At 54.5% G+C, this 12,156-nt stretch carries 11 protein-coding genes; 5 read left to right on the forward strand and 6 right to left on the reverse strand.

Features of this window, described 5'->3' with window-relative positions; translation table 11 throughout:
* Positions 1–560: 560 nt before the first annotated feature.
* Positions 561–932, forward strand: coding sequence for a VOC family protein (locus tag AC3Y2E_RS34200; RefSeq protein WP_379217846.1), 372 nt, complete (start codon positions 561–563; stop codon positions 930–932).
* Positions 933–962: 30 nt separating this feature from the next.
* On the opposite strand, the gene AC3Y2E_RS34205 is transcribed toward AC3Y2E_RS34200, so the two are convergent.
* The 6 genes from AC3Y2E_RS34205 to AC3Y2E_RS34230 form a co-directional block, all read right to left on the reverse strand.
* Entirely contained in the window at positions 963–2,141 is a 1,179-nt protein-coding gene (locus AC3Y2E_RS34205; RefSeq protein ID WP_379217849.1) for a Ger(x)C family spore germination protein, read from the reverse strand.
* On the reverse strand, positions 2,138–3,595 hold the full coding sequence (locus AC3Y2E_RS34210) for a spore germination protein (protein WP_379217851.1): 1,458 nt from the start codon (positions 3,593–3,595) through the stop codon (positions 2,138–2,140). Before AC3Y2E_RS34210 ends, AC3Y2E_RS34205 begins: the two co-directional genes overlap by 4 nt.
* A complete protein-coding gene (locus AC3Y2E_RS34215) occupies positions 3,588–4,691 on the reverse strand; it encodes a GerAB/ArcD/ProY family transporter (protein WP_379217853.1) in 1,104 nt (367 codons plus the stop codon). Before AC3Y2E_RS34215 ends, AC3Y2E_RS34210 begins: the two co-directional genes overlap by 8 nt.
* Before the next feature lie 303 nt (positions 4,692–4,994).
* On the reverse strand, positions 4,995–6,194 hold the full coding sequence (locus AC3Y2E_RS34220; RefSeq protein ID WP_379217855.1) for an aminotransferase-like domain-containing protein: 1,200 nt from the start codon (positions 6,192–6,194) through the stop codon (positions 4,995–4,997).
* A 110-nt stretch (positions 6,195–6,304) separates the two neighbouring features.
* Positions 6,305–8,068 carry a SulP family inorganic anion transporter gene (locus AC3Y2E_RS34225; RefSeq protein WP_379217857.1) on the reverse strand — a complete coding sequence of 588 codons (1,764 nt, stop codon included), beginning with the start codon at positions 8,066–8,068 and terminating at the stop codon, positions 6,305–6,307.
* A 105-nt stretch (positions 8,069–8,173) separates the two neighbouring features.
* Positions 8,174–8,503 carry an ArsR/SmtB family transcription factor gene (locus AC3Y2E_RS34230; RefSeq protein WP_332075689.1) on the reverse strand — a complete coding sequence of 110 codons (330 nt, stop codon included), beginning with the start codon at positions 8,501–8,503 and terminating at the stop codon, positions 8,174–8,176.
* Positions 8,504–8,811: 308 nt separating this feature from the next.
* On the opposite strand from AC3Y2E_RS34230, the gene leuB reads away from it, so the two are divergent.
* From leuB to gcvH, 4 genes are all read left to right on the forward strand, one after another.
* Positions 8,812–9,891: a 3-isopropylmalate dehydrogenase gene (leuB, locus tag AC3Y2E_RS34235; RefSeq protein WP_190929092.1), complete on the forward strand. Its 1,080-nt coding sequence runs from the start codon at positions 8,812–8,814 to the stop codon at positions 9,889–9,891.
* A gap of 370 nt (positions 9,892–10,261) precedes the next feature.
* The gene (locus AC3Y2E_RS34240; RefSeq protein ID WP_190929093.1) at positions 10,262–10,810 is read left to right on the forward strand and encodes a peroxiredoxin; all 549 of its coding nucleotides are present in this window, start codon (positions 10,262–10,264) and stop codon (positions 10,808–10,810) included.
* Between the two features lie 133 nt (positions 10,811–10,943).
* Positions 10,944–11,396 (forward strand): redoxin domain-containing protein, encoded by a 453-nt coding sequence (locus tag AC3Y2E_RS34245; RefSeq protein WP_190929187.1) that lies wholly within the window; start codon positions 10,944–10,946, stop codon positions 11,394–11,396.
* A 62-nt stretch (positions 11,397–11,458) separates the two neighbouring features.
* Complete coding sequence (gene gcvH / locus AC3Y2E_RS34250; protein ID WP_190929094.1) at positions 11,459–11,836, forward strand: glycine cleavage system protein GcvH; 378 nt, start codon at positions 11,459–11,461, stop codon at positions 11,834–11,836.
* The last annotated feature ends 320 nt before the right edge of the window (positions 11,837–12,156 follow it).

Genomic DNA, 12,156 nt, shown 5'->3' on the forward strand with positions numbered 1-12,156 from the left:
GAAAATGCATCATTTATTAACATTATTAGTAAATAAAAGAAGATGTTTTATGATGTTAGCTTTTATGCAACGCTAGTGCGGTTTGAAGCTGTTAAAATCCACAAAGACTCCTATCTGGTTCAGAGTTCGTGCGCATACGTTTTGGCACATCCGGGTTTATGACCGGTCCCAAGACGAAGGCGAATACAGCCTGATCACAAAAATGAGGGGAATGGGATTTCTTATTTGGAGTCGATTTGCAACCACCAAACCTCATCAACGAGCGGCTGGATCGAAGGTACCCATTCCCTCTCACTCCAATGCAGGGTTTGTACACGAAAAGGAGCGCCCGGACTTTAGAGTCGATTCGTAACACTGACTACTGGAAGTATCATTTCCATCAGGAATCCGAACGGGGCGTCTTTGGGACTTTTTGAGTTTTTTTCGCGTAGAGACGCCTACTGGTGCCGGAATCCGGATGACAAAACCTATAGAAGCTGGTAATATACTATCTAAAGGAGTATCACTCTGTAAAATATGGTTTCATTTAATGAAACTATATAAAAAGGAGGGCCAGTCCTATGTCCTATCGTTACGCAGGAATCGATCATGTCCAATTGGCCGCACCGAGAGGATGCGAGGAAGAAGCGCGAAGCTTTTTTGGCGGCTTGCTCGGTATGGAGGAGATCCCGAAGCCGGAAAATCTCCGCAAGCGGGGAGGCGTATGGTTTCGCTGCGGGGTGCATGAGCTGCATATTGGCGTGCAGGACGATTTTGTTCCGGCCTCCAAGGCGCATCCCGCCTTCGAAGTACACGGAATCGGGGAGCTTCGCAGCAGGCTGGAGGAGGCAGGAATTAGCGCTAACGAGGATGAGCCCATTGCCGGCAAGACCCGCTTCCATATCCGGGACCCGTTCGGCAACCGGATTGAGTTTGTGGAAAACAACGTCTGACCGGAAAAACAGAGGCAGCCTTCGCTTCATTCAGCGGGCTGCCTGATTTTTATATTTGCCGGTGAATAAAATATGGGCTTGTACTTGAATCGATTCGAGCGACTGCTCGTTCAACGGGAATTGGTCCGCGAACAGCTCGTGCCATTGGGCGGGCTGTTTTTTGTACAGCGTGTTCCCGATCTGGAGCAGATCGAGCTTTTGTTTCACTCCTGCCTGATAAGCATCGCGAATCTGGTTCTCGATAGCAGCCGCGGCTTCGTGTTCGAGGGCAGAGAGGCCGATATCGGCAGACAACTCGTTGATCGAACCGTGAACGGTTAAACGAAGCCGGCATTTCACCTGGCCTTCGGACGGCCGGGCCGAGCATTCCAGCCGCGGCTTCGGCTTGTTCATGACAAGGGCGGCGACAAGCTCTCCGTTTTTGTACACATGAAGGGGAGTGCGGATCGTCTCCGGGTGAAGCCACCGCAAGCCGGTAAAGCTCTCGTGCTGCACGGTGCCAACGAATTTTCCGCCCGCAAAGGCAAAGGCTCCATGCATGCGCAGCATACCGAGCGGTTTTTGTTCCATTTTCCAATTGCCTTTGTGCAGCTCCAGTCTCGGCAGCAGAACCGTCTCGGCCGGTTCATTGAACAACGAGATGAACCGCTGGGACTGAAGCGGAACGACCACCGAATTTTGCCTGAACGGCTCTCCGGGCTGATGAAGAATCGAGCTGAGCGGCGTCAGGTTGAACAGTGGAGAAGTGGCGAACAGCTTATCGATTGGTTCGCTTGTACCGAACACCCATTTCGTATACCGGATCTCGCGGTACCGGTTGACCAGATCGATCAGTTCGTTCAGCCCTTTCCGGATAAATCGCTCACTGTATACAAGCGACGTGACGTGGCCCCAGAACAATCGGAGCTGGGACGTTCCGTACAGGTCGAAAAACGCCTCGTTCAACGACTGTCCGACTCCCGTTCCGACCCAGATCGGCGCCTTCTGGGCGGTACCGACGGTCGCACCCTCCGTTTTGGCCACATTGCCGAAGCTGATCAACTGGACGTAGACCCGGTATAGCTGATCCTCGTAATCGACTCCGATAGCCGAAACGTAAGCGACGTCCTGAATTTCTTTGGCATCCCAGCAGCCGCTCAGCAGCAGAAGCAAGACCGCTTGCAGGAGGAGCAGCGGGCGCCGGATGCGGCTCCGCGCAGGTGGTCTCATACCGGATCTCTCCCCGCTCCGGATTTCGGATCCGTCCGTTTCTTCTTTTGGAAATAAGGAGTAATGTACTTCCAAGGGACCCGGATGACACCCTGCAGAAAGTCGCCCAGGGATAAGGGACTGACCGGCCACAAGTAAGGGAGTCCAAACGACTGCAGACGGACCAGATACAACACGAGCGACAAAATGCTGAGGATAAAGCCGAACATGCCGAGCAGGGAAGAGACGAGAAACACATACAGGCGCAGGACGCTGACCGTGCCGCTCAGCTTCTGGTTAACGAGCGCTGACGTAGCTACGGCGGTAATCGAGCCTACCACGACCATCGACGGCGAGACGAGGCCGGCACGGATCGACGCTTCGCCGATGATCAGTCCTCCTACTACGGTTAACGTTTGCCCGACGGTTTTGGGCAGACGTACTCCGGCCTCCCGGAACAGCTCCAGCAGCAGAAGCATAAGCGCCATCTCGAGCGGGGCGGACAGCGGAATTCCGTTGCGGGATACGGTGATCGTAGCGAGCAGCGGGAACGGGAGCTGGTCGTGATTGTATTGGACGAGAGCGATCCAGAAACCGGGCAGAAATACGGCGGATACGAGCCCGACCAGCCGGAGCAGGCGCCCGAACGAAACCATCAGGAATCCGAACTGGGCATCTTCGGGACTTTTCAGCATATGCAGCAGGTTGGAGGGAGCAATCAGCGCAAGCGGGATGTTTTCCATCAGCACGATGACTCTGCCGCGCATCATGCAGCTGATCGCAAAGTCCGGTCTGCCCGTATAGTTGAACAGCGGAAAAACGGCAAACGGCGAGTCGCCGAGTATTTCCTCGAGCTGGGAGGCGCTGATGACGATTTCCGGTGTTGCCGCTTGCAGTCTGCTGCGAATTTGCTCCAAGCATTCCCGCTCTACGCGGTCGGACAAATAAAAGAGGCCGATCCCGGTTGCGCTTTGGGTGCCGAGCCGATAAGTTTCGTAGAACAATTGACGGGATCGCAGCCTTTTGCGGATAAGCGCCGCATTGGTCGCCATATGCTCGGTAAAGCCGTCACGCGGGCCAAGCACGGACATTTCCATGTTCGGTTCTTCCGGGCGGCGTTCGGGACTGCTGCAAATTTCTACGTCGATCAGTCGGCCCGTTTCCTCGAAGGCGATCAGCAGACGTCCTTTGAACACGAGCTGGGATATAACTTCGATATTGCCGGTGTCCTCGATCGGGTTGCTGCGAAGACCCGGCACATGGAGGCCGTCCGCACCCAAGGAAGGATGAAAGCCGTTCAGCAATGCCGGCATTACGGTCTGATCGATCCGGTTCATATCGCACAGCCCGTCGCAATAGAGAAGCACATAGCCGGGGCTGTCCGGAGCGGCACCGGCGGACACCGGCTGGATGATAACGTCGGCGCAGTTTTCAAACCATTGGCGAAACTTGGCTTCGTAATTCGAATCAGGCATCGGATCGTTTACTCCTTCCTCTGTCCGTATGGAGCCAGGATGCAACGGTCACGGCCAACGAGAAAACAAACAGTATCCCGAAGGAGGCCGGCAGCCAGCAGCGGCTCAGTGCGTAATAAAAGGAGGCGTCGCTGATCGGGCTGATAGCGAAAACGACGGCAGCGGCGCCAATCAGTAACAGCAGCCACGTTCTCTGTCGCTCCGAGCGAAGACCGGAGAGCTGGCCGAGTAAATACAGTGATAAGGAGATTCGGATAAACGCACCGGTCATCCACTGATAGATCGATAAAAAGTCGACATGCTCGATATATTTGCCGATTTGTACAAGCCGCCACTGCTCGTAGGCGGGGTAACGCTGCTTGGCCGCTTCGGCCGGACCGAACTCGGAGATGGCGCCCATGATCGGCCCAAGCGTCAGGCCGGCCAGGACGAAGCCGATCAGCAGCAGCCACTTCGCTCCGACCGGACGTTTCAGCCGATGCTGCAGCAGAACGATCAGCACAAGCTCGACATAACCGGCGCCGAATAACGGAATCGCGGTGATCGCCGGAACGGGACCTTTTTCGAATACCGGAATGAGAAGGTCGTAATGTTTATCGGGAATGTTGGCAGTCATCACGAATAGTCCGAACAGGATGACGAATGGCAGCAAAATGCCGTTGGCCAGCGTGATAGCGGATAAGCCGGAGGCAGCGGCCGCCAAGCAAAGAAGCATGAATACCGATCCGGTAACGAATAAAGGCGTCTCGGGCAAATAGTTGGTTCGTGTCCAAGTTAAGGTGTCGAACAGGGTGACCGCCACGCTCCCGATCAGCGCGACAAAGGGCAGCGTCAAAATAAGTTTGGACCCGAGCGGACCTGTCCGATCGCGCAGCCACTCGTTCAGCGGCTTGCCGTTCATCTTCCGGACGACCAGGGCGGGGAGCAGTGTCCAGAGAGCGAGGAGGGCAAATCCCATCAGGACGGTCGTCCAGGCGTCGCGACCGGCGATATCGAGGATGGCGGGAATGACGATAACGTGGTTCATGAAGCCCACACTGCCCATAAACAGGAAAAACAACAGGATGGCGGAGATGGATTTATTGTCGATTCTCATCGCCTTCTCTCTTAAGAGCTTTGCGGAGCAAAGCTGCTTCGTAAGCGTAAACTGAGCTTTGCGGAGCAAAGCTGCTTCGTAAGCGTAAACTGAGCTTTGCGGAGCAAAGCTGCTTCGTAAGCGTAAACTGAGCTTTGCGGAGCAAAGCCGGCATCCGGACAGGTTGCCGTTATGTCCGTAATATGGCCGAGTTGGCAATAATTATTCACCTGCACCCGACAAAGTCAAACCAAACAGCCCGCCTTCTCCGTCAAGGAGAAAGCGGGCTGCTCATCATCCGGCGTTTTCGAGCCGGGGCCGGGTTTATACGTTCTGCTTGTAAGCGTCCAGTGCTTCGGCGAGCCGGTTCAGGCCGAGCTTCATATTGGCACTGTCCGTATGGGTAAAGTTCAGGCGCATCGTGTTGCGGCGAGGATTCTCCGCATAGAAGTCAACTCCGGGTACGAATGCGACGCCTTTCTCGACCGCTTTTTTAAGGAGCTCCGAAGCGTCGATTCCTTCAGGCAGCTCGACCCAGAAGAACATGCCGCCCTGCGGCTCGCTCCAACGCAGATCGGAGAAACGGCTGTCCTGGAGCAGCGACTTCATCAGCTCCATCCGGCGGCCGTATTCGCTGCGGATCGTCCGGATGTGGGCATCCAGATCGAAGTTCGCCAGCAGTTGGTAGAGCGCCTGCTGGTCGAGTGTGCTGGAATGAAGATCGACCGCTTGCTTGGCTTTGGCCATCTGAGCGATCACATGCGAATCTCCGACGATCCAGCCGGTCCGAAGCGCAGGCACGACCGTCTTGGAGAACGTGCTCGTATACAGCACAGCGCTGTCTTCGGGATGGTCGTCGAGCGACATGATCGACGGATATTTGGCGTTCGGGTCGAACTGGATCTCTCCGTAAGGATCGTCTTCGAGAATCAGCACATTGTTCGGCTTACAGAGCGCGAGCAGTCCTTTGCGGCGTTCTACGCTCCATACTTTGCCGGTCGGATTGGCGAAGGTTGGCGTGACATATACCATTTTGGGGCGGTATTGCTTCAGCTTCGCTTCGAGATCGTCCATCAGCATGCCGTCATTATCGGCTTCGACGCCGATCACCTGTACGCCGCTTGCTTTGAAAATTTGCAGCGCAGCCAGATAAGTCGGATTTTCAACCAAAATAACGTCGCCCGCGCTTAAGTAAATGCGCGTAAGCAAATAAATCGCCTGCTGCGAGCCTGTCGTGATCAGCATGTTCTCCGGCTTGACGTGAACGCCTTTGCCGGCCATCCGCTTGCAAATCTCTTCGCGAAGCGGAGTGTAGCCTTCGGTAAGTCCATATTGCAGCGAGCTTTTGCCTCCATGCTGGAAGACGCGCTCGAATGCTTCCTTGACGGCTTCGATCGGGAAGTGGTCCTCCGCGGGGAGCCCTCCGGCCAGCGAAATGACCGCGTTTCCTTGGGTCAGCTTCAAGATTTCACGTACCGCGGACGATTTCAGGCCGTCGGTAAAACTGGAAAATGTGTAATTCATAAGGGTTCTCCCTTCCTTTCGCATACAACTATTGTACCCGATTTTGAAAGTGGTTTCTATTTTTTTTGTCAAGGTTCGACTTTTGGTCCAATTAAGGAAGGGAGAGGTGATTATCCCGAGACGCCGGCGGACGAAGGCTGGGCAGCTCCCGGGTCGTGCGAAGGAACGGCTTGCGACAGTCCGGCGCACTCGCGGAAGGCGGCCTGCTTGCAGCTCAAGCATTGTTTCTTGTCCAGATACGTAAGCGCGTAACGGATCGCGTCTCCGGTATGGTCGAAAAACCGCTCCTCGCCTATCGTTTCGTACAATCCGGTTCTCCGGATCACTTCCATAGGCTGCGTGCGAATTTCCGCGACAAGGACGGTGCCGCCGAATTTGGCGAAATGTTCGACAAGGCTCGCAAGGTTCGATTCCCCGGTCGTATCCATGAAAGGAACGTCGCCCATCCGCAGCACCAGCACGTTCGGCCGGTCATGGATCGTATCCATAATGGATTTCTCGAACATATTGGCGGCTCCGAAAAATAACGGGCCTTCGATCGTATAGATTTCGATTTGCGGACAACCGTGCCCTTCCGCCGCAATCGACGCGCTCACTTGGGACTGCGGAATTTTCGGATCGGGCAGCACTTTCGCTACGGTAAGCATCTCGCCCATCCTTTTGACGAACAGCAGCAGAGCCAGCAAAATACCGATGCCGACGGCCGTCGTCAAGTCGGTCCAGACCGTGAGCAGAAACGTAAGAAGCAGGACAAGCGAATCGCTCGTGCGGCTCGTCAGGATACGGCCGAATTCTTTACGCTCGCTCATGTTCCAGGCGACCATCATCAGAATCGGGGCCATCGCGGCCAGCGGAATATGGGACGCCAGCGGAGCGAGAGCGAGAAGCACGACGAGGACAAAGACGCCGTGTATGATGCCGGACATCGGCGAGACGGCGCCGGTACGAACGTTGGTGGCCGTGCGGGCGATCGCCCCGGTGGCAGGGATGCCTCCGAACAGCGGCGTGACGATGTTGGCGATGCCTTGGCCGATCAGCTCCCGGTTGCTGTTATGGCGGCTTCCGGTCATTCCGTCCGCTACTACGGCGGAGAGCAGCGACTCGATGCTGCCGAGCATGGCGATCACAAACGCGGGTCCGGCCAGCTCTCTTATTTTGTCCCAAGTCAGGGCAGGAACATGAACGCTGGGCAGTGAGCCCGAGATCTGGCCGTATGCCGAGCCGATCGTAGCGACCTGATCCCGGAAGAACACGTATGCGATCACGCTCGTTACGAGAAGGCTGATCAGCGAGCCGGGAACTTTTGGCCATAGCCGGGGCGAGATGAGAATGACCGCCAGGCCGATAGCAGCCAGAGCGACGCTGTAGAAGTTAAGGGTAGACAGATGTAGAAAAATTTCTTTCATATTCGCCCCGAAAAATTCGTGCCTCTGCACATCCTTCAGGCCAAGAAAGCTGGGGATCTGGCCGCTGAAAATAATAACCGCGATGCCGGAGGTAAACCCGATCGTGACCGGGCGGGGAATGAACTTGATCAGCGAGCCGAGCCGCAGCAAGCCCATGAGAACGAGCAGGACGCCTGCCATCAATCCGGCGATCAGCAGGTCCTCGTAGCCATGCTGCATCACGATGGCGAACAAGATCGGAATAAAGGCGCCTGTAGGTCCTCCGATCTGGAAACGCGAACCGCCGAACAAAGAGATCAGGACTCCGGCGACGATCGTCGTATAAATCCCGTACTCGGGTTTGACGCCCGAGGCAATAGCAAAAGCCATTCCGAGCGGAATGGCAATAATCCCTACAAGAATACCGGAGACGAGGTCTTTCCGGAAAGCCGCGGCGTCGTAACGGGCGAATCGGCCGGACCGTATCATGTGCAAACCTTCTTTTCTTTAAATATTTGATTATTTGAATATATGCACTATACTAAGCCGCCGAGCCGATTCCGTCAACTTCCGAATCGGCCGGTTTTCAGCCGGTTAGGGTTCATTTCGGATGACTTCGAGCAAGGAAATGGCATCGACCAGATGGTTATCGAAGATTTGCTTCGCCACAGCCAGTAAATCTCGAATTAAGGGGTCGCGCAAAGAGTATATGACCGAGGTACCTTCCTTTATGCCGTACACGACGTTTTTATTGCGCAGCACGGCCAGCTGCTGCGATACGGCCGATCCTTCGGAACCGAGAATCGTCTGCAGCTCATTGACGGTTTTGTCCCCCTCGCAAAGCACTTCCAGAATACGGATGCGCATCGGATGGGCCAGCGCTTTAAAAAATTCGGCTTTGAATTGTTGAATATTCGGATTCATGACAGGTTGCCCCTTAGGTGGAGTGATCGTTCCGGGCCAGTCAAGCGGCGCTTGTCCGGTTCGGACCTTGTGCGGCGGCTTGCAGCAGGTGCGGCTTCTAATGCTATAGCAATAGAATAGCATAGTCGGGGAAATAAATCCTGCCCGTATTCTCCCGTTCCTATGTCGAATCTGTTATAGTTATTGCGTTCTCCTATAACGCCGATAGATTTTATATCTTTGTCATTACGGGGGAAATGTGCAAAAATGATAGTATGCGTAAAAGGATAGTCCGAGATTATAATCCCTAATTAGGAGTGACCTCCCCCATGGCAGAAACGAAAAAAATCGCGATTCTTCCCGGCGACGGCATCGGGCCTGAAGTAATTGCCGAAGCGGTAAAAGTATTAAGAAAAACCGAGGAGCTGTTCGGGTACAAATTCGAGACGGAAAGCGCCCTGTTCGGCGGCATCGCGATCGACGAGACCGGCACTCCGCTCCCGCAGGACGCACTCGACAAATGCAAGCGCGCCGATGCAGTGCTGCTTGGCGCCGTTGGCGGACCGAAATGGGACAGCAATCCGAAGGAAACCCGCCCGGAGACCGGACTGCTCGGCATCCGCAAAGCGCTTGGCCTGTTCTCGAACATCCGTCCGGCCGTTATTTTCGACTGCTTGAAGGAAGCTTCGACGCTGAAGCCGGAAGTGCTGGAAGGCACCGATCTGATCGTCGTGCGTGAGCTGACGGGCGGAATCTACTTCGGAGAGAAGTTCCGCCGTGACAGCGACAACGGCCAGGAAGCGGTGGACACTTGCGTATATAATGTAAAAGAAATCGAGCGCATCGTGCACCAAGGGTTCCAAATCGCCCAAAAACGCCGTAAAAAGCTGTGCTCGGTCGATAAGGCGAACGTCCTCGAAACGTCGCGCCTGTGGAGGGAAACGGTGATCCGGATCGCTCCTGAGTATCCGGACGTTGAGCTGGAGCACGTGCTCGTCGACAACTGTGCGATGCAATTGCTGCGCCGTCCGTCCAGCTTCGACGTGATCGTCACCGAGAACATGTTCGGCGATATCCTGAGCGACGAAGCGGCGATGCTGACCGGATCGATCGGCATGCTGTCGTCGGCGTCCCTCGGCGAAGGAAGCTTCGGCTTGTACGAGCCGGTACACGGTTCTGCGCCGGACATCGCCGGCCAAGGCATCGCGAACCCGATTGCGACCATTCTGTCCGTCGCGCTGATGTTCAAGCTGTCCTTTAACTACCAGGAAGCGGGAGACGTTATCGAGAACGCGGTGAAAGACGTGCTGGACGCGGGCCACCGCACCGGCGACATCGCCGTCGACAAGAGCAAGGCGATCGGCACGACAGCGATGGGCGACCTGATCATTGCAGCGATGAAGCGTTAATTCGAATAAACGATGTACGGAGACTCCGGGCTGTCGCTGTTGCGATTCCCGGAGTTTTTTAAGAGCCAGAAAGCATAAGTTTTTAGCGAAGCGGAGTGCTTTCTGGCGCTGAAAAAGCTACCGCTTACGCAGGGGCATTCGACGTGGAAATGGCTTCGTTAAGAAGCTTTTTTCGCTTTTGCCATCGGATCGTCAAAGTTTATAATAAATTTAAACAAGTACTCATTATCGATATTGACTTTCACTAATCAGGATGATACGATTTTACAAGTGGGCCTGGACAAGGCTCCCATACAAGCAGGAATTCATACCGGTTCCCGGCTGCGTCAGGCAGACGGAGAATACGGAATTATAAGGAGGTAAGCGTCTCATGGCAGATCGTTTGGTTGGCAAGAAAGCACCTTATTTCGAAATGGAAACGGCGCTTGGCAACGGAGAAGAATTCGGTAAAGTATCGCTTAACGACTACAAAGGCAAATGGCTGGTGTTGTTTTTCTACCCGCTCGACTTTACATTCGTATGCCCGACCGAAATTATTGCAATGAGCGACGCCAAAGAACTGTTCGACGACCTGGATGCGGAAATCCTCGGCGTCAGCACGGACAGCAAGCATTCCCACCGCGCTTGGCTCAACACTCCGCGTGACATGAACGGTCTCGGCCGTTTGAACTACCCGCTTGCAGCTGACTTCACGAAGACGGTTGCCCGCGACTATGGCGTATTGATCGAAGAAGAAGGCATCGCGCTTCGCGGATTGTTCATCATCGATCCGGAAGGCGAATTGAAATATCAAGTGGTTAACCATCTGGACGTAGGCCGCAGCGTGGATGAAACGATCCGCGTGCTTCAAGCGCTCCAATCCGGCGGATTGTGCCCGGCTAACTGGAAACCAGGTCAGAAGCATCTGACTGCGAAGTAATCGTCCAGGACGTTATCGGAACATAAGGGAAGCCCCCCTGTCTGCAAGCTGCAGGTGGGGGGCTTTTTCGCAGCATTTGCCAATTGCTGAGGGAACAGACAATTTACCATCCGAGGAGGGAACCGATATGCCTTTGCGTTTGCGCGAGCCGATGCCCGATCTGCACGGAATTACGGAGTGGGTGAACGGCGAACTGAATAAAGACCAGTTTAAAGGAAAGCCTGTACTTGTTCACTTCTGGGCGGTCAGCTGTTATATGTGCAAAGAAAGCTTGCCGCTGCTGAACGAATGGCGGGAGAAGTACGGGGAGCAGTACAACCTGCAGCTCCTCGGCATCCATATGCCCCGTTCCGAGAAGGATACCGATCTGGACTCGGTCAAAGAAACGATCAAGCAGTATGAGATGAAACATCCGATCGCCATCGACAACGATCATGCGGTTACCGATTCGTTCCAGAACGAATTTGTGCCGGCTTATTATTTGTTCGACGCGGAAGGCCAGATGCGGTTTTACGGCGCCGGCGAGAAAGCGATCGGCATGGTCGAGCAGCGGCTTCATAAAATTTTGGGGCCTAAGGAAGCGTAGTAGCGAACCGATCGGGTGGGCCGACAAGGACAACCCGGAATATCCTCGGGAGGGATCGTACAATGAACGTACCAGCAGAGTTGAAGTACAGTGAAGAGCACGAGTGGGCTAAAATCGAAGGCAATCGGATGACGATCGGCATTACCGATTTCGCACAAAGCGAATTGGGCGACATCGTGTTCGTCGAATTGCCGAAAGTAGGAGACTCCGTTGAATTCGGCGAGCCGTTCGGCAGCGTAGAATCGGTGAAAACCGTATCCGAGCTGTATTCTCCAGTAACGGGTAAAGTAGTGGAAGTAAACGGCGCGCTCGAAGACGCTCCCGAGAATGTCAACAAATCCCCGTACTCGGACGGCTGGATGATCGTGGTGGAGATGAACGACGCTTCCGAAGCAGACAAGCTGTGGAGCGCGGAGAAGTACACGGAAACTTACGGCTAAGTCGGATTCGTAAAACGCTGCGGCAAGACGCATATAGCCTGCTCAACAGACGCAAGTCCCGTCGGTGCAACAATCCGGCAGGGCGAAGCGTCTTTTTTAATGTCGTTTTTGATGGCTGTTAAAGCTCACTATAGCGTTATAACGAGCCGAGACGGGCGGCCGGACATGGTCATACAACGTATAAGTGCGGTTCGCAGCACTAGCGTTGCAAAAACAGTAACATAGAACGTTAAGTTTTCATTTATTAGTAAACAAAGAACATTAATAACTTATTTTTACAGTCACTTTGGCGTGTAATCGGCCCAAAAAGGAATCTCAAA

It is taken from the genome of Paenibacillus sp. MAH-35, assembly GCF_058135425.1.

Excerpts from the sequence above, each read along its gene's own strand:
- AC3Y2E_RS34200 (WP_379217846.1), top strand. The coding sequence starts at position 561 with ATGTCCTATCGTTACGCAGGAATCGATCATGTCCAATTGGCCGCACCG.
- AC3Y2E_RS34205 (WP_379217849.1), bottom strand. The coding sequence starts at position 2,141 with ATGAGACCACCTGCGCGGAGCCGCATCCGGCGCCCGCTGCTCCTCCTG.
- AC3Y2E_RS34210 (WP_379217851.1), bottom strand. The coding sequence starts at position 3,595 with ATGCCTGATTCGAATTACGAAGCCAAGTTTCGCCAATGGTTTGAAAAC.
- AC3Y2E_RS34215 (WP_379217853.1), bottom strand. The coding sequence starts at position 4,691 with ATGAGAATCGACAATAAATCCATCTCCGCCATCCTGTTGTTTTTCCTG.
- AC3Y2E_RS34220 (WP_379217855.1), bottom strand. The coding sequence starts at position 6,194 with ATGAATTACACATTTTCCAGTTTTACCGACGGCCTGAAATCGTCCGCG.
- AC3Y2E_RS34225 (WP_379217857.1), bottom strand. The coding sequence starts at position 8,068 with ATGATACGGTCCGGCCGATTCGCCCGTTACGACGCCGCGGCTTTCCGG.
- AC3Y2E_RS34230 (WP_332075689.1), bottom strand. The coding sequence starts at position 8,503 with ATGAATCCGAATATTCAACAATTCAAAGCCGAATTTTTTAAAGCGCTG.
- leuB (WP_190929092.1), top strand. The coding sequence starts at position 8,812 with ATGGCAGAAACGAAAAAAATCGCGATTCTTCCCGGCGACGGCATCGGG.
- AC3Y2E_RS34240 (WP_190929093.1), top strand. The coding sequence starts at position 10,262 with ATGGCAGATCGTTTGGTTGGCAAGAAAGCACCTTATTTCGAAATGGAA.
- gcvH (WP_190929094.1), top strand. The coding sequence starts at position 11,459 with ATGAACGTACCAGCAGAGTTGAAGTACAGTGAAGAGCACGAGTGGGCT.